The organism is Mycoplasma sp. 1890 (genome assembly GCF_053851615.1).
In genome coordinates, this window is sequence record NZ_JBSQAZ010000003.1 from 26,035 (window position 1) to 52,534 (window position 26,500).

General features: G+C 27.5%; 11 protein-coding genes and 1 other RNA gene. 2 read left to right on the top strand and 10 right to left on the bottom strand.

The features are described 5' to 3' along the window. The first annotated feature begins 194 nt into the window (after positions 1-194). Positions 195-1,889, top strand: a complete 1,695-nt coding sequence (locus ACWXVO_RS01115; protein WP_456002035.1) for a S41 family peptidase — start codon at positions 195-197, stop codon at positions 1,887-1,889. 62 nt (positions 1,890-1,951) lie between these two features. Here ACWXVO_RS01115 and uvrC read toward each other — a convergent pair whose 3' ends face one another. Together uvrC and ACWXVO_RS01125 are read right to left on the bottom strand one after the other, a co-directional pair. Further along, positions 1,952-3,646, bottom strand: a complete 1,695-nt coding sequence (uvrC, locus tag ACWXVO_RS01120; RefSeq protein WP_456002038.1) for an excinuclease ABC subunit UvrC — start codon at positions 3,644-3,646, stop codon at positions 1,952-1,954. A gap of 3 nt (positions 3,647-3,649) precedes the next feature. Further along, positions 3,650-4,564, bottom strand: a complete 915-nt coding sequence (locus ACWXVO_RS01125; protein ID WP_438340751.1) for a gamma-glutamylcyclotransferase — start codon at positions 4,562-4,564, stop codon at positions 3,650-3,652. Positions 4,565-4,760: 196 nt separating this feature from the next. Between ACWXVO_RS01125 and ACWXVO_RS01130 the strand changes: the two genes are divergently transcribed. Beyond that, a complete protein-coding gene (locus ACWXVO_RS01130; protein ID WP_456002041.1) occupies positions 4,761-15,965 on the top strand; it encodes a hypothetical protein in 11,205 nt (3,734 codons plus the stop codon). Positions 15,966-16,671: 706 nt separating this feature from the next. Here ACWXVO_RS01130 and ACWXVO_RS01135 read toward each other — a convergent pair. From ACWXVO_RS01135 to uvrA, 8 genes are all read right to left on the bottom strand, one after another. Continuing rightward, a complete protein-coding gene (locus ACWXVO_RS01135) occupies positions 16,672-17,289 on the bottom strand; it encodes a hypothetical protein (protein WP_438340745.1) in 618 nt (205 codons plus the stop codon). Between the two features lie 10 nt (positions 17,290-17,299). Then, an RNA gene (gene ffs / locus ACWXVO_RS01140) (signal recognition particle sRNA small type) lies at positions 17,300-17,395 on the bottom strand. Positions 17,396-17,522: 127 nt separating this feature from the next. Further along, complete coding sequence (gene rpsD / locus ACWXVO_RS01145) at positions 17,523-18,125, bottom strand: 30S ribosomal protein S4 (protein ID WP_444705070.1); 603 nt, start codon at positions 18,123-18,125, stop codon at positions 17,523-17,525. Positions 18,126-18,331: 206 nt separating this feature from the next. Beyond that, positions 18,332-19,885, bottom strand: a complete 1,554-nt coding sequence (locus tag ACWXVO_RS01150) for a hypothetical protein (RefSeq protein ID WP_456002045.1) — start codon at positions 19,883-19,885, stop codon at positions 18,332-18,334. Positions 19,886-19,897: 12 nt separating this feature from the next. Continuing rightward, positions 19,898-21,445, bottom strand: a complete 1,548-nt coding sequence (locus tag ACWXVO_RS01155) for a hypothetical protein (RefSeq protein WP_456002048.1) — start codon at positions 21,443-21,445, stop codon at positions 19,898-19,900. Between the two features lie 5 nt (positions 21,446-21,450). Next, on the bottom strand, positions 21,451-22,365 hold the full coding sequence (locus ACWXVO_RS01160; RefSeq protein ID WP_455994265.1) for an NAD(P)/FAD-dependent oxidoreductase: 915 nt from the start codon (positions 22,363-22,365) through the stop codon (positions 21,451-21,453). A gap of 35 nt (positions 22,366-22,400) precedes the next feature. Continuing rightward, complete coding sequence (gene lgt, locus ACWXVO_RS01165; RefSeq protein ID WP_438340740.1) at positions 22,401-23,357, bottom strand: prolipoprotein diacylglyceryl transferase; 957 nt, start codon at positions 23,355-23,357, stop codon at positions 22,401-22,403. Positions 23,358-23,424: 67 nt separating this feature from the next. Beyond that, entirely contained in the window at positions 23,425-26,262 is a 2,838-nt protein-coding gene (gene uvrA / locus ACWXVO_RS01170; protein WP_456002051.1) for an excinuclease ABC subunit UvrA, read from the bottom strand. Positions 26,263-26,500 lie beyond the last annotated feature (238 nt).

Below are 26,500 nucleotides of genomic sequence, written 5' to 3' on the forward strand. Positions count from 1 at the left end.
AATATCAAAAAATTTTGTTTTTGTATAGAGCAACACAAACTTATAAATTTTTCAAAATCAATAAGTTTTTATAAAGAAACTAATTAAATTAATCTATTTCACATCATTGCATAAGTAAATAAATAATTTTGATAATGAACCTTAATAAAAGCGTAAAATTTCAATATTATAAGGAATTAAGAGGGAATTAAAATATGAAGAAAAAGTTCTTATTTCTATTAGGTACACCATTACCACTAATATCATTGAGTGCTGTTTCATGTTATAGTGATTTTGATTATTTAGACAATGGTCCTTCTAAAATTTTTAATATCAAGAAAACAAAATTTATAAATTTATCATCAAAAGATTATTCAATAAAAAATAAAAATCTAAACTTATATTTTCTTGACAATAAAATTCATCAACCATATGTTGCTATTGAGGAAATGTTAGGTGTTTTAAATGGCTTCGTTGATACTTCGCTAATTAGAAAAATACCGACTTATGACATCAATGCAACACAACTAGTTTCAAATAATCAATTAATGTATATTGACGCAGATCGTGATATTATTAGTGTTAGCAACGAAGCATTTTTTAATTTTGTTAAGCAAAGCAATTCAACTAATTACTCACGCTTCATAAGTTATGAAGGCTCAAAAATTGAAAATATTAATGATTTAAGCGGACCTATCAAATTTGATTTAAGAAGTTATCACATCGATATTTTTAAAGAGGGGAGAAGAACTTTTATTCCTTTAAGTATTTTTAATACCTTATTTTGTAGTCAAAACTATTACAATCTCTACTATAATGGCGATGCGGTTTATGGTAAATTTTTTTCACTAATGGAAGATGAAAATGACGCTTACTCATATCAACAAGGTTCATGGTCGGCGGATAAAGAAACAACACAGGATCGAATTTATAACCTTGATAATCTCTTATTTACCCTTGATAATTTTTATGGACTTAAATCATATAAAAATATATCAAACTTTCAACAGTATACCAGCGATATAAAAAAAGAATTATTAAGCAATAATCCCGATATATATAACAAGGCATATGCAAAATTATTCTTTAACAAATTAAATGACTTGCATACTAGAATTAATATGTTAAATATATTCACAAACAATAGTAAAAAAATCAATGATTATGCATCTAAATTATATGGAACTGAACGAAGTGAATATGCCAAAGTTAATGAATACCTTGAGCAAAAAAGAGCCATACTTGAGCAAAAAATTAAACAAGATGGCTTTATTATAAATGGTAACTTAGCATATATTATTATCGATAATTTTGAAACAGCATCTAATAATGAAATTTATGCAAAAAATATCAAAAGTGACACATTTGAATTTTTAAGAAATACATTGCAAAGAATATTAAAACAAAAAAATATTAAAAATGTTGTGATTGATATTTCTAGAAATGGTGGTGGAAATATTGGAGCAATGTATCGTGCTGTTGGTTTATTAACAAATAAGGACATTGTTGTGCATAGTAAATCACTACTTTCTGGTATTATAGAAACACAAAAATATAAAATCGATGCTAACAAGGACGGCAATTATTATGATAATGATGCATTTGAAAACTTTAATTACTATATATTAACTAGCAAAAATACTTTTAGTGCTGCTAACACATTTTCAGGAATCATAAAGGAACTAAAAGTAGCCAAAATTATAGGTCAAAAATCTGGAGGAGGGACCGCGCCTGTATTGCCCTTGGTTTTGAATGATGGAACATCAATATCAACTAGTTCACCATTAAATTATTTATATAAACATCACGGATCAGAAATAAATCTAGAAGATGGTGTAAAACTGGACATTGAAATTCCATATAACAACTTTTATGATATAGACTATCTAACTAAAATTTTGCCTAAATAAATCTAAATTTAAATTGAATTTTTTTCTTTAAACAATAAAGTAGGAATTTAAAATTCCTACTTTTAGATTTTTATTTTCTTAATTTCACTAGCGATTTTTGTACTAATAATTTTAGATAATTCTAAAATATCTGCGTCAATTATTGCCTGATATGAGCCAAACTTTTCCAATAATTTTTGTTCTATCTTAGGCCCAATACCTTTTATTTTTGTTAAGAGACTATCTGTAATTATTTTATTGTGTCTTTTATTATAAACGGCCTTAGCACTCTTATCGACATCATATTGAATTTGCGATAAAAAATTAAACACCTTAGCATCTGAAATTTTAATTTCTACGCCACTATCATTAATTAATCTCGCAAACTCGTGGTGATTATTTTTTACAAGTCCGAAAATAGGCACATTTTTATGAAATTTTTTCAAGGCCTTAATTGCAGCATTAATTTGAATCTCACCGCCATCAACAAAAATCAAATTAATATCTTCATCAATTGAATGATCACAAAAAAACTTACTAATATTTTGATACATATAATGGTAATCAGAATTAGCATCTTCATTTTTGCAAAGTATATAAGAACGATTAAATTTCTTAACATTAATTCCATCAACAAAAATCATCCCTCTACCAACGACTTCTTTAGTTGCTGATTGAAATGAATTATCGAATATTGCAAACCTTGAACAATCAATATTTAATATATTTTTTAAAGATTGGAGAATATCATTGCTTTTTGTTTTATCTTTTATTTTCTTTATTTTATTGCTTAAATCATTCTTAGCATTAGCATTAGCTAAATCAAGTAATTTAGAATTTATACTATAATTCTTTTTAATAATCGAATTTCTAATTTCTTTATTAAAAGGCTGATTTTTATATTTATCATCAATAATTATTTGATCAGGAATAGGATTGTTTTTATAAAAATTTTCTATAAATTCAAATACCAATTCTTCTTCATTTTTTTCAAAACAAAATTGAAAGTCTTGGCGATTATTTAACAATGAATAACGATATTGTAAAATAGAAGCAAACAAAATATTATCATATAAATATATGCCCCATACATCAATAGATTTTTTTGTCTTTAATCTAATGTTTTGGATATTATTCTTTTCGTTTATAAAATCAAGAATTTTTTTAAGTTCTTCCGCCCTTCTAAAATCAAGTTGTAAGGAGGCGCTTCTAATTTTACTAATTAATTCTTGTTTAAATTCTTTATTAAATTTTATTATTTCCTTTGCTTTTGCGAATCTTTTATCTACCTCTACCGGAGTCATTTTTTTAATAATTAATCCTTCTTGCGTTTTTAATAAATGGACTAAATATTTAATTAATAGACGTGTTTTTTCACCATCTACAACCGGACCATAATAAATAATATCATCACGTTTTTTATATTCATTTTTAAGTTGTATATCAATACTATTGGCTTTTTTTATAATACAAATATAAGGATAATTATTATGAGAGGGGAGCATTACATTATATTTAGGTTTATATCTATTAATACTAGCTCGTTCAAACATCAAGGCTTCCGATTCCTTATCAAAAACGGTTGTATCAAAAGAAGCAATTTGTTTTAACATTGCACTAGTTTTAAATGAATTATGAACATTTTTGTCAAAATATTGTGACATCCGTGATTTTAGGTTTTTGGCTTTGCCCACATAAATAACATTGCCATCTTTATCTTTTCAAAAATAAACACCAGGTTTTGTTGAAACGTCTTTAATTAATTCTTTATCAATCATTAGTTATTTCATATTTTCTTCAAGAGTATGAATAATAATATCTAATCTTCTAAATGGATCGATATCAAAATCATTAAGAGTTATTTCATAGGCAATATCTTCAAATACACCAAACTTAGGTTTTTCGATTGTTTTATCTAACTTCAAATTAATGTACTTAATTGGCTTTTTATCTAATAAGAAATCAATATTAAATTTATAAAGTGGTTTAATATCTTTAATAATTTCTACCCCTTCAATTTTATTTTCTATAGCATGATAATAAAAAATACTATTTAATGAATTTTTTCTACCAAACGAAATTAACAAAGCATATTTTTTATCATGAATTTTAATACCTAAAACTGCATAAGGGTCAACCAAATAATTCTTAAATTTTTGGTCATCCAATATCAATGCAACATACGGATGCGAAAGATGAATTATTTTTTCAAATTCTTCATCGGAAATTTCATATAAAATAGCATTATCAACCAACGGAAATAATTCTGTTTGTTGTTCTAACGTGATAAAAGCTTTTAAATTTTGCTCATTTTCATTAGGCGAAGTTGAAAATCCCATGTCATCGGTTGCTAGATAATATTTACCAAATTCTAATTTAGTATACACATATACGTTTTCGATAATTTCGTTTGTATCAGTGGCAATAACATTGGCCTGAAATCTTTGATATTGCGGAAACATTTCTCATCTATCAATCATAAATAATTCATCCTTTGTTATTTCAAAAAGAGTGCCTTTAACTTGATGGGCAATATCTTTTTTTAATAAAAAATATGCAGTTTCATCAACACACTTAGCATAGCCATTTAATAAAGCGGGTCTTCTTACGCAATCAGGCGACAATAAATTTTTATAGAATAATTCATCTTGAATAGTTCCATATGAAAATAAATAAATTTTGTTGTCTTTTTCCATTTTTACTCCTTAAACATAAACAAATTTTAGGTAGATATTATTAATTATATTTAATATTATTTTTTTAAGCCCATTTTAGCTTGTAATATTTAAAAATTTCCTAATTTTGAGCCTCTTTCTTTTTTTTTTTTTTTTTTTATCTAAAATATTAAATTAATATAAAAAACTATACAAAAAATATTTTATTGAGGTGTTTATGAAAAAAACAAATAGAAGAAAAAAAGTTGTAGCCGGAATAATAACTGGTGTTTCAATTGGGGCAACAATTGGAACAGGCTATGTTCTTTTAAATGAAACAATAAAATGAAATCACACAATGGCAAAATTGCAAGCATTAATAAAAAAAATGAATGAGTGGAAGAAACAAAATGAAATTGATAAAAAAACATATACTCACGATCTTTATGCAACCTTTGAAAAAGAACTAAATGAGCTAGAACAATTATTGAATATAAAAGACATCAAAAAAGTAGATGAAATATTAACTAAATTACAATCATCTAAAATTAATTTCAAGAATTATAAAAGTCAATATGATAATCTTGAATTACTTAATGGTGAAGCAATTTCTGAAAAATCGTCATTTAGTGATCTTCTTGCAAACTATGAATCTAAGTACAATAATAAACCTTTTGCTACCAAATATATAACTATTTACAATCAAGAAAAAACAAATTTGGAAAATCAATACAATAATGCAACCAATGAAGATGGACTTGCAAAAGTAAAAGTCAAAGCTATAGAATTAAAAAACAATCTCCAAGTGTTGTTTAACCTGACAGATGAAATTTTAAATGCAAAAAACATTGATTCAAAATTTCCTTCTGATATCAAAAATAAAGGTATATTTGAAAAAGCAATCAAAGAAGCTGAAAAAATTCTTAATAATCCAAATGCAACCCTAGAAGAAAGACAAAAAGCACTAAATTCTTTACATGAAAAAATTTCAGAATTCCAAAAGACTCTATCATTAGAAAAACAAAACCTAATAAAGCAAATTAATGACTTAGTAAAAGATGCCGAAAATTATAAGAACACAACCCTAGATTATGACAAATATAAAAATTTAGCCAAAAAATTAGACGCTGAAATAACCAACATAAAAAACAAAATGAGCAAAGATAATGAAATTGCTACACTAAGAGATATTCTAGAAAAGACTAAACCACTAAAAAGTGATGCACAACAAATTAAAGAAGCTATTGATGGTTTAATCCAAGAATTACCTTCTTCACAAAAATTATTAAAAGAAATCGAATCAGCTAGTGATTTATTTAGTTCTCAAAAAATTGAGGACGAATTAAAAAATGCAATAAATGTAGGTAATGAAGCTCTAAAAAAACTTGACAAAAATAGTATTACAGAAGCTTTAGCTAATCTAAACAACAAATCAGAACAAGCAAGTGATTTAATTACAAAACAAAAAGACAAATTAATTAGTGAAATAACTAACTTAATTGAAAGAGGACATCAACAATTAGATAAAATTAAATCTTCTGATGAATATGAAAATAATAGAGACCAAATTAGCGATGCCATTGAAAAAGCACAGCGAAGCAATAATACTAATACTTTGTTAGGCGATCTAGTTACAAATAAAAATATACTTGATAGTTTATTAGCAAAAACTAAAAAGCAAGTTGCAAGAGATAATCTGACCAGAGAAATTGCCATCGCAAAACAAAATCTTAAATATACCAAAGAAAACAATATTATTAGTTCAACTAATGAATTTGAAAAATTCATACAAGATGCTGAAAAAACGCTAGAAACATTAGATAATGAACAAAAATCCGTAGATGAAATTGAAGTTGAATATAACAACGGTGCTAAAACTTTAAAAGATAGCTACCTTAAAAAATCTAAGGAAGCATCTATAAGCACACTAGTTGAAGCTAAAAAACTTAACACTGAACTAGAACAAGAAAAATTTAAGGACAACGGAACTTATCATGTTTCTAAAAAGGATCTACAATCAAGAATAAATTCGGCCGAAGAAACAAATAGCAATGCTAACTCAAATAGTTACAATGTTCTTGAAAAACTTAACGAGCTAAATAAAGCAATTAAAGAGGCTAAAAGATTCCGTGATGCTGATGAAAATGAACGCAAGAAAATAATTGAAGAAATTATCGAATTAAAAAAAGACATTATTAGCAAAAAGAATGAACTAATTGGTGCTCAAGATGGGCTAAAAAATGAAAATTCCGAAAAATATAAGACATTAATCAAGGAATTAGACAAAGTTTTAGAAGATTATAATACTAACATTGAGCCAAATGTTAGCGATTTTGGTGTCGCGAGATTAGATGATGTTAAAGTTAATCTAAAAAAAATAGTTGATAAAATACCTAAGGAAAAAGAAGAAATCAATAAAAAATTTAGCGAATTAAATACCAAATTGGATGAATTAGTTAAAAAAGCAAATGACTTTGTATCGCAAATGCCAACCGATGAATATAATCCTGAAAAACAAGATCTAAAAGATTTAATAACCAAAACGCAAGATCCAACCAATAGGGATGCTATTGATGAATTAAAACAATTAGTTGAAGATTTTAAGGATAAAAATCGAAAAGCGGAAACAAAAATTATCCAAATTAATTCTAATAAAGATGAAGAAATCGAAAAAATTAATAACAAGATTGCTGAAATAACCGATTTTGCTAATGCAAATAAAGATGAATATCCTCAAATAGCAACCCCATTATTAGAATCGCTAAAATTAGTCAAAGACAATAATTATCCAAGCTATAACAATACTATCCAAGAATTACAACAAAAATTATCTAATATCACAAGCGCACTAGATAATGCAAAACAACTGCTTTCAAATACACAAAATAAAGAACAGCTTTCATTATCAACAAACCAACTTGAGGCTATAAAAGATAGCATCAAAAGTAATGATGACGAAATGATGCAACTAAAGCACAACTTAGATGTTGAAATCCAAAAAGCACGTGAAATAATCGCAAAAGAACAAACGGATAAATATACTCAAGAAAAACAAACTATTGATAATCTAAAGCAAAGCGCAGAACAACAAATTATTGATTTTGAACAAAAATTAACAGAAGCAAAAAGTAGATTTAACCAGGCTAAAGAAAGTGCTAATAGCGTTCTAGAACAAGCAAAAAGTGATCCTAATAGCGCTAACTATGCTGACATCATTACTAAAATCAAAGAAAAGATTAGTCAAAATGATGTTATTGATGAAAACGGTCCTTTAAAAAATATTGATGCTGCAACAGCTGAACTTAATGGTTTAGCAAGTTTTTATAATGCAGAAAAAGAAAAAGCTGATGCTATTACACAAGCTGCTCTTGACAAACTAAATCAAGAAATCGAAAATGCTGAACAAATTAAAAACACAATGGAGCAAGAACCAGATTTAGATACACAAAAAACAGTGTTAGAAAAAGCAATTGAAGTTGCTAGAACTTCACATATGCAAAATCCAAAGTTAACTAATAACGCTATAAAACAAGCTCAAGATACACTAAAGCAAGCAGAGGATGTAGCAAATGACGCCATCAATAAAGCAAATAAGCAAAAAGATGGTATCAGAACAAATATTGCTCAAAAAGAAGTTGAAATTCAAAATTATATTAACAATGTTTTAATGAAACCTGAATACGAAGCTATCAAAAATGATCTAGATACCTTTTTAAAATCTTATGAGGCAAATGATAAAAATCTTCTAGGGCAAAAAACTAGACAGCAACTAGATGATTTAGTAATGCAAATGAATATGCATCTTGATTCTGCTAAACAAAAGAAGGACGAAAAAGATGCAGAAATAAGAGCTAAAAATAAGCAAGCTCTAGCAGAAGCAAAAGAAGCATTAGCAAATGTTTCAAATTCAATAACAAGCAAAGATCCAAAAATGACTGCTTTAAGAGACGAACTTAACCAAGCAATCAGCGAATCAGAAGCAATCATTACAAATGAAGAATCAGATAAATACGTTAGTCAAAAAGAAAAACTAGAAAACCTAAGTAAAAAAGCAGAAACCACAAAAACAGAATTTGCTAAGGAATTACAAAACACCAAAGAAGCTCATGCACAAAAAATTCTTGAAGTAAGAAATAAAATCTCACAGCTTCAAGCAGATGAAAATGCTGCTAACTTAAATGATGTCATTCAAGAACTGCAACAAGCAATTGCGGATAATCAAACAATCGATGATAATCTACCACTATCAGAAATTAATAATAAAAAAGATCAATTACAAAAAGCAATAGAAACTGCAGAAAACAAAAAAAATGCTGAGGTACAAAAAACTAGCGAGCATTTAGCACAACTACAAAAAGCAATAACAGATGTTAGTGCTACAAAAGACTCAATGACTTCTGAGCCATTATTAAGTAGTGCCCAAACTAACTTAGAGCAAGCAATCGCAATAGCACAAACAGCAAAAAATCAAACTCCAAAATTAGCAAATAACGAAATCGATGAAGCCAAAAAAACATTACTACAAGCAGAAAATATTGCCAAACAAGAAATTAAAAAGATAAATGATCAAAAAGACCAAATTAAAAATCAAATTAATCAAAAAGAAACAGAAATTCGTGATTATATAAATACCGATTTAGCAGGAAATGATTTTGCAAATATAAAAAGCGAATTAGAAAAACACTTAAATGATTATGTGAATAATGAAAAAAATAGCTTATCAAATAAAACAAAACAACAACTTGCTGATTTACTATCTAAATTAGATTCACAACTACAAGACATTAAGAATAAAAAACAACAAAAAGACTTAGAAATTAGAGAACAAAATAAGCAAAAGCTAACAAAAATAAAAGAAGCCCTTAAAAGCGTTGGTAATAGCATCACAAGTCGTGATCCTGAAATGACAAAACTAAAACAAGACATTAATACAACCGTGGCTGAGACTGAGGGCATAATTAACAAAAACGAATTTAATAAATATATATCGCAAATTTCAAAAATCGAAAGTTTAAAAACTGAAGCAGATAAAAAGATAAGTGACTTTACTAAAAAATTAAATGCCGAAAGAGAAGCATATAGACACAAGCTACAAGAAGCCAATAATAAAGTATCTGAATTACAAAATGATGCTAACTCAGCAAATCTAAATACTGTAATTCAAAATTTGCAAAACACAATAAATCAAAATAACAATGTCCAAGACAGAGACCCGATTTCATCATTTACTACTAAAAAGGATAATTTAGACCAAGCAATAAAAACAGCCGAAAGAGAAAAAGCTGTTGCAAATCAGAAAACTGAAGCAAATTTAGCAAAATTAGAAAATACAATTGATACATCGAAAACTACGCTAACTTCAATGAATTCTGAACCTTTATTATCGGATGCCAAAAATAAATTAAATGAAGCAATAAAAACAGCTGAGGGTATAAAAAATCACACACCTAAAAAACTAGCTGATAAAGATATAGAAAATGCAAATAAAACCTTATTAGAAGCAAAAACAGCAGCAGAACAAGCTATAACAAACATAAATAACCAAAAAGACTCAATCAAGACGCAAATAAACCAAAAAGCCAAGGAAATTGAGGATTACAAAAATAACCTAAATGGAAATCAATATGATGAAATTAAAAATAAATTAACTACAGAATTAAATAATTTCAATAAAAATAATAAGAATAATCTTGGTTCTAAAACAAAAGCTGAATTAGATGAAATATTAGAAGATCTAAATAAAAAATTATCCGATGCTAAGGTAGACAAAGCTAAAAAAGATAATGACACAAATGCTCTTAATAAACAACAATTAACAACCGCAAAAGATAATTTAAAGACATTTGTCGATTCAATAACAAGCAATGATAAAAAAATGTTAGACCTTAAGAAAAAAATAAATGACGCAATTAAGGAAGCTGAAAGTACAATTTCCCAAGATCAAACAGATAAATTTGTTGAACAAAAGAAGAAACTTGATGATTTAAAAGAAAAATCTGAAAAAGAAAAAACATCATTTGACGCCAGAGCAAAACAAGCAAAAGATGACTATGACCAAAAATTAAGAGAAGCTCAAGAAAAATTAAATAATCTAAGAAGAGATTCAAATGTAGCGAACCTAACTGATGTAATTAATACTTTGCAACAACAAATTAACAATAATCAAAACGCTAATATTAATGATGCAATTAAGGATATTAACAACAAAAAAGATTCTCTACAACACGCAATTCAAAATGCAGATCAAGCCAAGACTCAGGCAGATCAAAAGACACAAGCAGCTTTAAATAAATTAAATGATGCAATAACTGCCGCAAATAAAACAAAAGATATGATGGCAAATGAATCTGCACTAAATAGTGCTAAGGATACATTAAGTGAAGCTATAAGAGTTGCTCAACAAGCAAAAGATAATAATCAAAAATTAGCCGATACTCAAATAGAAAGTGCAATTCAAACATTAACTCAGGCTGATAATGTGGCAAAAGAAGCTCTCAAAAATATAAATAGTGAAAAAACAACTTTAATAAATCAAATTTCACAAAAAATTGATGATGTTTCAAACTTTTTAAATACATTAAAAAAACATAATGAATACAAAGAAATCAAAGATAAATTAGATGCAACTCATAATAAATACAAAGATAAAAATGCGTTAAATTCAAAGGCTAAAAATGAACTTCAAATCACATTAACTGAATTAATAAATGCATTAGACGAAGCAAAACAGAATAAAATTAAAAAAGATAATGATATTACACAAGGAAATAGACACGCTCTTGAACAAACTAGAGATACATTGCAAGGTATTTCAAATTCAATTACTAGTCATGATAATGAAATGACAACACTTAAAGTCAAACTTGATGAAGCAATAAAAGAAACAAAAAAAATTCTTGATAGTAATCAAGCAAGTAATTATGTCACTCAAAAACAAAAATTAGAAGATTTAAAAACCGAAGCTGAACAAAAGAAGAAGCAATTTGAAGCTAAATTACAACACGCAAAAACTGAACATAATAATAAAGTTAAAGAAGCAGAAGCTAAAAAAAGCCAATTAAATCAAGACAAGAACTCTGCAAACTTGACTAATGTAATTAAAAAATTACAATCAGTTATTGATAACAATAAAAGCATTAATGATAATGATAGCATTGTAAATATAGACAATAAAACAAAAACATTGCAAAATGCTATTCAAACTGCTGAAACAGAAAAAACCACTGCAAATCAAAAAACCAATAGCGAACTTGCTAAGTTTGAAAAAACAATCCAAAATGCTGATGCAACTAAAACCGCGATGGATAATGAGCCAGAATTAAATAGTCAAAAACAAACCTTGCAACAAGCAATTAATACAGCTAATGGTATTAAAAACGCAAGTAAAAACGCAACTGATGCCCAAATAAAAGAAGCTAATAAGGCGCTTGCTGATGCTGAAAAAGTTGCAAAAGCTGCACTTGATAATATCAATGTTCAAAAATCAAAATTGATAAGTGAAATTCAGACAAACGCTAATAATGTTCAACAATATATAACCCAAAATTTATCCAATAATAGTGATTATAATCAAATTATGACTGATTTAGAACGAGTTTTAAATGCTTATAATAAGAATGATAAAGCAAATATTAATTCTAAAACAAAACGCGATTTAGAACAACTTAAGTCAAAACTTCATGATGCACTTGAAAAAGCCAAAAGTGATAAAACTCAAAAAGATACCCAGATTGTAGCAAGAAATAGACAAAATCTAATAAATGCTAAAAATCAAATAAATGGCGTTGTAACGCGCATTATTACTCATGACACTGAAATGGTTGCACTTAAAAAACGCTTAAATGAAGCTATTAAAGAGGCAGAAAGAATTATTAATACTAATGATCAAAGTAAATATATTCAGCAAAAACAAGTAATTGATAACTTAAAAAATGAAGCAAACCGCGCAATAAATGATTTTAATAATAGACTTCATGCTGCGCAAGCTCAACATGACAAAAAACTCAGGGATGCACAAGCAAAATTAGAATCATTAAAACAAGATCCAAACCATGCAAATTTAGTCACCATAATTAATCAATTGCAACAAAAAATTAATACAAATAAATCCAAAGCAAATACTGACCCAATTAAAAGCATTTCAGATAAGGCTAATGCCTTAGAGCAAGCAACAACAAATGCCGAGACACAAAGGGCGGCCGCAAATAAGAAGACTGATGCTGAAATTGCTAAATTAGAAGCGACTCTTACCAAAGCGAATGCTACAAAAACCGAGATGGCTAAGGAACCGGCATTAAAAAGTTCAACAACTGCACTTACAAATGCGATTAGTTCAGCACAACCAGCAGCTAATAAAACTACTAAGCTGACTGATGCCAAAATTATTGATGCTAATAAAAAATTAACGGCAGCTGAGGATGTTGCCAAAAAAGCTCTTGATGCTATTAATACCCAAAAAGAAACACTAAGAGCGCAAACTCAACAAAAAGCAGATGCAATTAAAGATTATATAAATTCAATCTTAAATAAAAATGAATACAAAAAAATTAAGCAAGAACTGCAAGATATTCTTAATACATACAATTCAGAAAATAAACCTAATCTAACTACAAAAACAAAAGCACAATTAGAGGAAATATCTAAAAATTTAGAAGATGAGTTAAATAAGGCTAAACAAAAGAAAGAAAAGCAAGATAGTGATACAAGCATTGCTAATAAGAAAACAGAAATTAACAAATTAATTGATAAAATTCCTTATCCAGATCCTGATTCACCTGAAGCAACCCAAGCCAAAACCGCATTAAAAAATAGTGTTAAACAATTAAATAATATCCAAAGTTTAGATCAAAAACAAACTGAGATAACTAAGTTTAGCAGCCATATGCAAACAAAGAAAAATCAGTTAAGTGCTAACGGCGGAAATCTAAAATATTCAGAAAATAATGCACAAGCAGTTCAAAAAATAAAACAAAAGCTAAATTCAGCACAAAATATAAATCAAGCTAATAACGCCCTACCAGATGGTTGAGCTAATAAGATTGAAACATACAAAAATGTAATTAATTCTTCGTTTGATAATGGCGCTGATAAGAACAATTTAATAACAAGATTAAACCAAACTGTTCCTACAACAATAACTGGCAATGACATTTATAATGAAAATCATTTAAAAAATGAAATAATACAAAACTATAAACGTCTTGCAAAAGACAAGATTGGCACTTTAAGCAATATTCCTCAAAATAATAAAAATAATATAAAGAGTAATATCGATAACATACAAGTTCCTAGCGATCATACAAATTTATCTAAAACCATCGATGACATTAAGTCACTTGTGACAAATGCTACAAGACAAAACTTCAACTTATTTATTAATAAATTAGCATATCCAGAAGATACATCGCAATTAAGAACTGATTCGCTAAATACAAAAGAAAAAATTAAGCAGGCTCTAACATCTAAAATTGATTATTCAAACAAAAATTCTGTAGAAACGACTCTAAATATGCTAAAAACAAATATTGATGCATTAAAAAAAGAAATAGATAAAATTAAACCAGAAGCAAAGAAAAGTGAATTCTTAACAGAATTTTCTAAGGCTGATCATACTAAAATTTCAACATTATTACAAAATGTTAGATTATATAAACAAGAATATGAAAATAAGAAACGTTTAGCTCAAGAAGTTATTTCGCAAATTACTGATCAAAATGAAAAGAAAAAACTGCAAGATAGACTAAATAACTCAACAAATAGTATCCAAAACTTTGATGCTATTAAAACTGAAGCAGAAAAGCAAAAAGAAAAAGAAGTTATGCAAAAGTCTGAGAAACTTCAAAAAGCTAAGGAAGATGCAAAGAAAATCATTGATCAAATTAATTATCCTGGTGGAAGCAAATCACACGCCATAGAAACTCTAAAACATCAAATTGATCAAGCACAATCAATTGATGAAATTAATAGATTAAATGAAAATAATAAGAAGATAAAAGATGCTGTTAAGAGGGCGCTTGACGCTATTGATAAATTAACAGATAATAATGAAAAAGAAAGATTAAAAAAAGAGCTTGATAGTACTATAAGCATTGATGGTCAAAATAGTGGTATTAAGCATATTACCGGTAAGGCTATTATGAAGCATCGTGAAGCATTAGAAAAGAAAAAAGGTAATATTCAAAAAGAAATAGAAAAGCAAAAAGATTCACCAGACAAAAAAGATTTAATAAACCAACTAAAACATATCGAGAGCGAAAAAGACCTTGATATGGTTAAGCAACAACTTAACTTAATTAAGGAAAAAGATAAACTAAAAGATGAAGTTTCAAAACTTGTGTTATTTGATTTATCAAAGCACCCAAATAAAAACGGCCAAACCGGCAGAGGAGGTTTGAACAGCTCACAGTTATCAATGCTTAACAAAAGAATTTCTGATGCAACAACTGACCGCGAACTGCAAACTATTAAGGCAGATATAGAAAGACAGAAACAAGCCGAGCTTAATGATTTAAAATTACAGCGAGCTAACGGTGGTTTTGAAACAAACCTTTATACAGGAGAATCAACCTTTAATGATTATAGCGAAATGAAGAAATCATTATTCTCTATTATTTCGAATATAAAAATAATAAAAGGACTACAAAATTCCGGCGCACAACAGCAATTCTTTAATAATGGAACACAATTGCAAAATAAAATACTTTACCAAACAAATACATTAGAAGAATATAAAAGAGTAAAACAGGAAGTTGAAAATTTTGCTAAACGTTGAGAAGATGATAGCAAAACTAAGAATTGAACATTCTTCTTTATTGAAAGAGTTGAAAAACATTCTACACAAAGTCCGCCTGAAGCCGGTCCATTCCCAGTAAATGTTGCGAGCGAACATATTAATCATATTAAATCAATATTTGCAAAACAAGAAACAACACGTGAACAAGCCATAAAAGCAGAAAATGATTATTTAAAACATATATTCTTTAATGCAAGAAGATTAAAGAAGCTTGATTATGAATATCTACAATTTATTAAAGACTTAAAATTAAATCCATTCTTGGATGAAAATGAAAAATCAAGACTTGATGCGCAATTTGACAAATTTAAGAAAGCTCCTGATATAAACAGCAAAGCAATAGTAGCTCTTGATATTGATCCTAGCTTGATTGGAAAAAGAACTAATACAAAGGATTTCTGAAGATCAAGTTCACAAATTGATTTTGTTGAATATTGAGTTTCAATGGTTGCTGAAGCATCAGAAAATATAATTAGTCAAGAAAACAAATATATATGAATTGATAAAATTGCTCTAACTATTGATGAAAGAAAAGAAGTTGCTAAAAAACTATGAGATGAGTTTAAAACAAAATATAAGGATACGCTACTAAAAGACGTTCTATTAGATAAAGACGGATTTCCTCAAAGACATGCACCGTTCTTTGAATAAAATATTTTATTGCAACATTAATTAATGATTTTCATAAATTAATAACTTAAACTTTTAACATTTTTTATAACTAAAATAAGGGGAAAATGCTGATTTATTAAAAAAATCAGCATTTTTTACTTTTTTTGACCTCAAATATATAATAATTTAGTTATAAATACACTAAAGAAAAATGAGGTAAAAATGATACTAAAAGGCCAAAGAGTTCAAATGCCTAAAAATGTCAAAATTATTAGAAAAGGTGATAATAAATATGTATATTATTAGAAGATGATAAAAAAATATCATTCGTTGCTTATACCGGGCAATATTTGGCAATAACTAAAATTTTTAAAGATTTATATATAGATGAACAATTCCCGTGTTTCCCACTTTAAGTATAAAAAAAATAAATATTCCATTTTTATGGAGTTTATTAAGTTAAAATAAAAGAATTTTTTCAGTAGTATACAAAATTTTGTGTAAATTAATCTCAGGCTTACCTTTAGTAAGATATTTGAGTATAGCAATTGCACAAATCTAAATTTATTATGCAAAAACAACCAAACAACATGACAAATTTGGATAAATTTTCTTCCAAATATGTTGTTTGGATGTTTTAATTATTTAATCTTCTTTTTCAAAAAAATTGTAACTGATTAAAAACAGACCCTCAATTAGGAATAAGGTACCAAAAATAATAAATTAAAAAGTCCTTTTGGACTTTTTAATTTATTGATTCCAAGTCATAAATGGCTTTTTCAATATTAATCCCAATAATATTATGGACATAATGATAAACTGATGATTCTTTGTTTAAAAAAGCATCATTTGCGGTTTTTATTTTAATAAAATAATTTTCATGAAGCTGAATATTTGCATTAACGTCACATTTATATACTGTTTCTAATAGATATTTAAATTCTTTCTCAGCAATTTCTTGATCGCAAAAAACATAAAATGGTCAAAAATTATTTTCTTTATATTTAAACGTAATTAATGTTCCGCCTTTTCCATCATTGTTTATTATTTCACGAATTTTTTTTAACTGCTTTAATTTAAAATAAGAAATTTTTTTATTGGCAGTGATATTTTTAATAAAAACAGCATCTTTATTAAACTGACTATAAAACAATTCATAAGAACAAATGAAATATAAACTTTCCTCAAAGTAGAAATTATATTGAGTTTCTTCGTTACTTATGTATGATTCATAATCAATAGAATTATAAAACGGAGATTTTGCAATTTTTTTATAAATAACAAAATCACCTAAATCAAGAATTGGTAATATATCATAATCTTCTTGATTTTTTATAGGACTTAATAAACGTGTGCAAATCATTTCTTTCTCCTTAAAATAAAAACCACAAGACACTGCACTTCTCGATATGGCTGCTATATCTCTATCCTGACCAATTTACAAGGTTACCGTTCTCATGGCTTTATTATTATACTATATTTGCAAGCATTTTATTATATTAAATTAATCCAAAAAAACGCTTCGAATAAACTACATTATTTGCAACATTAACAAATGTCCCAAAATGAATTATAAAATGCGCCGAAGCGCAAATTTTAACGTCTGTTGTAATATTCAACAATTAATGATTCATCAATTTCTTTTGCAAACTCATTTCTTTCTGGCATTCTTGTATATGTAAACTTATTCCCATCACGAGTTAATCATGCAGCAGTTGTCATAACTTCAAGAGCGTCTTTAACATTTGCATTATTTTCTAATGAAGATTTAAGTTCGATTACAGAACCTGGTTTAATAATCATTGAAGGTATGTTTGCCTTATGTCCATCAACAACTACGTGATTATGGTTTACAAATTGTCTAGCCTGAGCTCTAGTACGAGCAAATCCTGCTCTAAATACTAGATTGTCTAGTCTAGATTCGACTAGTTGCAATAAATTAATACCTGTAACACCATCTTTTCTAGCGGCAACAGTAAATAGATTTTTGAATTGTCTTTCATTTAAACCATACATAAATCTAACTTTTTGCTTTTCATACATATGCAATTGGTAATCAGAAGGTTTTGATCTTTTGGCACCATGTTGACCAGGCGCAGTCATTCTCTTCTTACCCTTTGTGAATTCTTTATTATTTTCTAGAAGCGATGTCCCATATCTTCTAGATTTTTTAAAAATTGATCCTAAGAATCTTGACATATTTTTTTCCTTTCAATATGCAAAGACAATTAAATAATTCTTAATTTATATTTTTTTCTCTAATGATTTCGGTTAAACAGCTTCCTTACTATCAAATTTATAAAACAAAGAAAAAACTTTTAAATAATATTATTTATGCTGTTGTCAATGCTTTACAATTATACCTTATTTTTATTGTCAATAACTAATTATTTTCGCAGAAATATTTATTCAGCCAAATTAATCAATGGTTTATCATATTTAATTGTAAATTTATACATAAACTTCTTGATTTTTTTTGCAATATTACCTCTAGTATTATTTTTTTCTTGAATCACAAAAATTAATTTTTCGTATTTAGCATCATATTTAATAGCCATTCATTCTCTTTGCTCAAAATTAAACTTTGCAACATACTTTGTATCACTATCCTTAAAATTTTTTCTAACATCTTCAATTGTGCTAACTTTTAATTGGGCAATTGAATCCTGCATATATAATTTAGTCTCAAAGTCAACAACATTTGATGGATGACAATCATAAACAAATTCACTAATAATCAATTTATTTGATAGGTCCAAATTTTGGTCACATATATCATCATATCTCATTTCTTGAGTTTGATAATAATTTAACATATCAACTAAAATATTAAAAAATAAAAATGCATCATACTTGATTTTTTTATCATTACTAAAATAAACCTGATAATCTTCATTAAAAAACATAAAATCGGGTTTTTCTATATTTTTTGAATCAAATTTTCAACTAAAACCAAGATTAATTTTATATTTATTAGCTATGTTTGTAATATTCTCCTTCTTGCAAAGATTTGATGTAGCAATGCTTTTTAGATTTTTAAAGTCATTGTTTGTATTTGTGTAATTATTAGTAAAGGATAAATAATTTATCACAAGGTCAGAGATATCAACCAAATCATATTGAATAAAATATTTTTGTTTATTATTTCTTCTATATAAATAGACCTTTTCATAGTCAAATGAAAATTTAAAAATATAATCCACATTTTTAAGCAATGCAAGTTTAAAAATTGAAAATTTCAAATAATTAGGCTTATCAAGCTTAAATGTATCTTTTAAAACTGTATAAGCAATATCATTTTTTCCAAGAATTTTCTTAACAAATGAATCTTGTAGTGCGCTAGAAATTACACCTATTTTGAGAATATGATTAGCGTTTTTAGTAAAGTTTTTACTTAAAAGAAAATCAGTGTATTCCTTTAATATTTTTCTAAAATTTAAATTACGCATTTGCGTATTGCTATCCTTAACTAAGTCTATTGATACTTTTGTATATTCGTCTAGAATATATTCAATTATTTTATGATTTAATGGTTCATTATTCTTACCATATAACGAAATAGCAAAATTATTATTATCATATTTATGAAGATATATGATAACCACAAAAGCTTCGCTAACACTGTTTGTAAATGAACAAAATGCTCTACTAACAGGTTCATTTTTCTCATAACCATATGAGTCTATATAATCACCATTGATTTTATCAATTAATTCATTTTCAAAAAAAGCTAAAAATTTATGGCTGCCATCATTTGCAATTAAAATTGATTTTTTATCCTTGCTAACATTAGATAAAACATTCTTAATAGCAAATCCTAATAATTTAATAGTAACCTCATTAAAGTTATCATATCCTGCCTTAATTTTAGCAATAATGTGATTGTTTCTACTAACGAAATTACTATTTATTTTATTATTTGTAGATTCATAGAAATTAGGAAATAATTTCAGCTTCATATTTTTTATCCTTTATTTTATAAGTTCTTCTAGCTTAACAAGAAATTCATCTATTGCTTGTTTTGGTGATATATCCCTTCTTATTTTTTCAATAAGGTTATTCTCAACTAATATTTTAATATATTCCCTAAATTTAGATTCTTTTATATCGATGAGATCACTAAAGGGGATCAGGTCATTATCAAAGATATTTTTTAAAACTAAATCATTCGCAATATTTGAATAGTTGTGTTTTTTTATCTCATTTTTAAAATTTTTTGTAGGAAAAATATAATCAAGTTGATAGCTCAAATATTCAATTGGCGTTAAATAAAGAGGCCTCCCATCAACAATTTGCTCATGCTTATTATTTTGATTATACATTCAATCTAAAAAAAGATTTATGACCTCATTTTTCGCGCCTACAGCCGATTTTATTGCAGAGAGAAATAAACCTTGGATAAAAAATGAGCCTTTTTTATCTTCTTTAGTTTTACGATGAGGCACATCTAAAATCAAAAAATCATCCTGATGATTTAAGAAATATTTTAAATTATACTTATATGCTCTAGTTGTTATGAACGTAAAAAGTTGGTCTTGTAGCCCTTCAATAGTTATTTTTTTTGTAACATCAATATCAATTTTTTTTGATTTTAGGGCAGTATAGAAACTCATAAGAGTTTCTCTAAATTCCTCATACTCATTCCTATTTATTTTAAAAATATTGGCATAATCTATTTTAAAATCTTGATTGTATTTAAGAAAATAATTATTAAAGTCAGATTCAGCTTTTTTAAATAAGGTCTCAAAAATATAATTTTCGATATGTTTAACAAATAAAATACTTGTATTATCCTCATTAATTTCCATTTTTTTTATAAGATCAACAAACTCATTAAACATATCATCATAGCAAAGTATTTTATTACTTAAATAATTAATTAATTCCTCATTTTTTTTATCTGCACTAGTTGGTATAAAACTTCTTATTGTATTAATAATTTTAAAATTTTTAAATCTAGCTAAAAAAGGTTCTGGTGATTCTTTGATTTTGTCATAAATTGAATAAAAATAATTAATTAATAATCTCTTATTGACAATAAGCATCTCTGAACTGATGCCAACAGGTAGGCTAAAAATTTCATTTTGATTATCAAAACCAAGACGATTATTATAATCTAAAATCTTTTTCTCAATATTGCTCTTTTTTGCAATATCGGTTAGTTCAACTAATCGGTTATTATAATGAATAGCCGAAACAATAGAAGGGTAGGAAAGAATTAAGGAAGGTGTTCTACTATCTTTGATATTTAGCTCTAAAATAACTTTATTATTAATGTTTTTTTTGTCAAATGAGTTGCGAATTCTAATTTTGTGATTAGCATATTTTGAATCAAGAGTATCATTGAATTTATTAACTAACTCTACAATAGCGGCAAATGCTTTTTTTTCATGGGTTTCTACAAACGGAACCATTAAATTAACATTATCATCTTCGCTGACTTGACAAGAATTACAAAAAGCCACGCTAAGTGGCGAAAAAATCGTAGGAATAATTTTAAAAATTGTTTTCTTTGACATACTTATTATTTGATAATACGTGAGGAAATAACTCTTGCCGCAATAGTGCCGTCATTAGTTGCAGTTGTAATTTGTCTAATATCCTTAGCTACAACATCACCGACAGCAAAGATATTTTTGAATTGTGTCTCCATATTTTTATCAACTATTATAAAACCACGCTCATCTAACATTTCTTTGTTAGAAATAAACGATGTCGCAGCCTTAAAACCAATATAAGGAAAAACTGCCTTAATATTCATTTCTTGAATATTTCCATCAATTTTGACAATAATACTTTCTAATTTATCTTCACCTTGAAGTTTTAATATTTCAGAGTTATAATGAATATAAATATTTGCATGCTTTTTTGCATCGTTAATAATTTTTGCTTCAGCTCTAACTATGTCTCTTACAAAAATGTGCACCTCTGATGCGGTTGCTGCTAAAAAAGTCGATTCTTCAAATGCTGAGTTTCCACCACCAATAATTGCACATGGTTCATTTTTATATAAGGCGCCATCACATACAGCACAATAAGAAACTCCACGTCCCCTAAACTTCTCAATATTTTCAATTGATATTGGTACTAAATTAGTCATTCCACTAGCAATAACAACAACTTGTGCATAATACTCATCGCCGTTTTCTAAAATAACTAATTTTTCATTATCGCTAATGTTCCTAATTTCTACAACTTTTCCATAAATATATTTGGCTCCATTTTTTCTTGCTTGATTTAACATACTTGTTGCTAATTCAAAACCACTTATAAAATCAAAACCAGGATAGTTTTCAATCTTAGATTGTTGAGCGATTTTACCGCCGGGAACAGATGATTCAATAAAAGCTACATTATACTCATTTCTAGATAAATATAAAGCTGCTGTTAAACCAGCTGGACCTGCACCAATAATTAAAACATCAAATACTTTTTTCATTTTTCTCCTTTTTTAAAAAAATAAACATTAGTTTTTTAGGCTAACGTTATTTTTTGATCCTCTGCTTCTTTACGACTTAATAGATCTCTTCTTAATAGACCTTTGTTGTCATTTTTAGGTTCATAAACAATAAAGTAGAATATTTTATGAGTTCATTCTTTCTTATATTTATACACCTTATAAACATTAAAGTTTAGCTTAATTACAAATTCAAATAGAATTAATAAAACCGTACCAACGACCATATATAAAGCTGAAATTACCTTATAGATACCATAATTATCTTGACGTAATGGTTCCATTCCAAAACGTAGAATTCCATAAAAAATAATATATAATGCCCCAGTGGTTCCAGGTCTTAATCAGTTGTAATTGTTTAAAATTCAAACAAGCAAGATATAAGCAAATAAGTTAGCAATTGATTCATATAGGAATAATGGAAGACGATAGTGTCCATTAATAAACATATGGTCTCTAATCAACTTAGGTAATATCTTAAATGCAAACGATGTTTCAGACATAATTTGTCCATAAACTTCATGATTAGCAAAGTTTCCTCAACGACCGATAGCTTGACCAATGAAAACGGCAGGTAAAATAATAGAAAATGCTTTTCTTAAATTTATCCTCTTTGGATTTTTTGAAAATACAATGTATAATACACAACAAATTGTAGCAGTAATAACCCCACCATGAATAGATAAACCTCCTTGCCATACATAAAATATTGTATATCAAGGCCCATTTGGTCATCCTCTATGTTCGATTAGTTGTTGAACGACAAAGATAAATCTCGCACCAACAATAGCGGTAGGCAAAGCAATAAAAATCAGAATTGCTAATTGTTCAAAGGAATATTTTTCTCTTCTTCAGAAATAAGCAACTGTCAATATTGCACATATCATACCTAACATTAAAGTTAAAGAATATACGTGAAAAGGGCCAACTTGAAGACTAACGCCTGCATAATCCTTCATACTTTCTCCCTTCATAATAAAAAATAATAAAGAATTACTTATATATAATTTATATAAAATTATATTTTAATTTAATAAATTTTTATGATGATTTTAATATCTTACTTAAATACTGACCAGTATATGAGTAGCTAACATCAGCAACTTGTTCAGGTGTTCCGGTTGCAACGATATTGCCTCCATACTTACCTCCATCAGGACCTAAATCAATAATATAGTCGGCACTCTTAATTACATCGAGGTTATGCTCAATAACTATAACTGTATCGCCATTATCGACAATTCTATTCAAAACATTCAATAAATTTTGTACGTCATAAGAATGAAGGCCAGTTGTTGGTTCATCTAAAATATATAACGATTTACCAGTAGGTTTCTTTTGCAAATAAGTTGCTAATTTAACTCGTTGTGCTTCGCCACCAGATAATGTTGTTGCATTTTGTCCAAGTTTTATGTATCCTAAACCCACATCAATTAAGGTTTGCAATTGATCTCTAATTTTAGATTTTTGAATAAAGAATGTATATGCTTTTTCGATAGTCATATTTAGCACATCATTTATTGACTTTCCATGATATTTTACTTCAAGAGTTTCATAATTATATCTTTGACCATCACAGTGATCACATGTCACATATACATCGGGTAAAAAATGCATTTCAATTTTAATAACTCCATCACCCTCACATTTATCGCATCTACCTCCAGGTATATTAAATGAAAATCTTGATTTAGTAAATCCTCTAATTTTTGATTCTTCTAAATTAGCAAATATTTCTCTAATATCATCAAATACACCAGTATATGTAGCAGGATTAGATCTTGGTGTTCTCCCAATGGCACTTTGATCAATTTTAATTAACTTATCGACTTCTAAAAATCCATTAATTTTTTCGTTTTTAACAAGGCTATAATAAGTCTTTCTATTCAACGCATTTTCCAATTCCTTAACCAATTCTTGATTAATTAAGGAAGATTTACCAGACCCAGAAACACCAGTAATTGCAATAAATTTACCTAACGGAAATTTTAGCGTTATATTTTTTAGATTATTAGCAGTAGCTTTTTTTAATGTTAATACTTTACCATTACCAGAACGCCTTGATTTTGGCACCTTAATTTCAAGTTTTTTTGCAAGATATTGGCCAGTAATGCTCTCATTTGTACTCATTATTTTTTGAATATTGCCACTAGCAACAATTTCTCCACCGTGTTCACCGGCTTTTGGACCAATATCAACTATAAAATCAGCATGTCTTATTGTATCTTCATCATGTTCAACAACAATCAAGGAATTACCTAAATTAACCATTTTTCGCAATGAATTCAGTAATTTTTCATTGTCTTTTTGGTGCAAACCAATTGAGGGTTCGTCCAAAACATATAAAACGCCTGTTAAATTAGCGCCAATCTGTGTTGCTAACCTAATTCTTTGAGCTTCACCGCCAGAAAGCGTTTCTGCTTTTCTATTTAGGGTTAAATATTGTAATCCAACATTGATAAGAAAATCTATTCTATGGTTTATTTCTTGCAAAATAAGATTAGTTATTTCTTTTTCGAGGTCAGTCATTATTATATTATTAATAAATTCTTTAAGTTCTTCAATGGACATATTGCATAATTCATATATATCCAAACCATTAATTTTAGTAGCAAGGGCAAATTTATTCAATCTTTTTCCGTAGCATTCATCACATTGAGTATCAGACAAATAACGAGAATAATACATTCGCATTTCATTTGATGAAGTATCAAGGTATTTACGCTCAATTTTTTCACAAACACCTTCAATCCTTTTGTTACGTTCATATTTAATTCCATTTTCAGAAATAATAGTATAGGAAATTTCCTCCATCGAGCCATATTTTAAAATATTTATATGTTCCTTAGATAAATCACCTATTGGCACGTCTTTTGGAATACCGTAGTAGCCTAACATTCTATCAAATTCCTGCCACTCAAGATTGCGAGAATTAATGATATTTTTATAAATTAATATTGCACCTTCATTTATTGACATTGTTTTATCTGGACATATTAAATCTCATGATGCTTTTTGCAAGACACCAAGTCCCTTGCATTTATAACACATTCCATTTGGTGAGTTAAATGAAAAAAGTCGTGGTTCAATTTTTGGCATATTAAAATCGCCGTATTTACAGCTATGTGTTGTTGAATATGTGTTTGTTTGTCCTCCAACAACCTCAATAGTCACCAATCCATTAGAATAAGATAAAGCAATCTCGACAGCCTCAGCAACACGTGACATTGTTTCTTTATCATTTGATAAACTAAAGCGGTCAATGATTAAGTCGATGTTTCACCTTTTATTCTTATCCAAAATTGGGTCTTTTTCTAGTTCCAAAATAGTACCATTAGCTTTTATTCTGAGAAAACCGTCCTTTTTTAGTTTTGCTAACGTGGTAGCAAAAGAGCCCTTTTGATTATTAATTATTGGAGATAATATAAATATTTTAGAGCCCTCATTTTGCGACAAAACATAATTAATAATATCTCGGCTTTTTTGCGCTGTAATTTCAATTTTATGATTTGGACAATAAGGTTTTGCTATTCTTGCGTATAACAATCTCAAAAAATCATAAATTTCCGTTACTGTGCCAACAATACTACGAGGATTATTGTGGACCGTTTTTTGTTCAATAGAAATGGCAGGGCTCAATCCTTCAATACTATCCACATCAGGTTTTTTTGTTCCACCTAAAAATTGTTTAGCATAATTTGATAAGCTATCAACATACCTTCTTCTCCCCTCTTCATAGATGGTGTTGAATGCTAGCGAACTCTTTCCAGACCCTGAAAGCCCGGTGAAAACGACAAATTTATTTCTTGGTATTTCAAGATTAACATTTTTTAAATTATTTTCTCTTGCATTTTTAATAATAATATTATTATGTTTCATAATATAGAATTATATTAATAAAATAGTGTTTTTAAATAGTAAATAAAAAATTAAAAAATGAATATCTATAATAAAATACGATATTCATGATTGATTGATTTGATTTCTAATTATTTAATAATGAATGTTTACCATTTTAAATTAAGAATATTTATTAACATATTTAAAAAAATAGACCATTTTTGATATGTACCCTCTTTACTGGACAAATAAAAACCAGTAAGGAGGGTTATTTTTA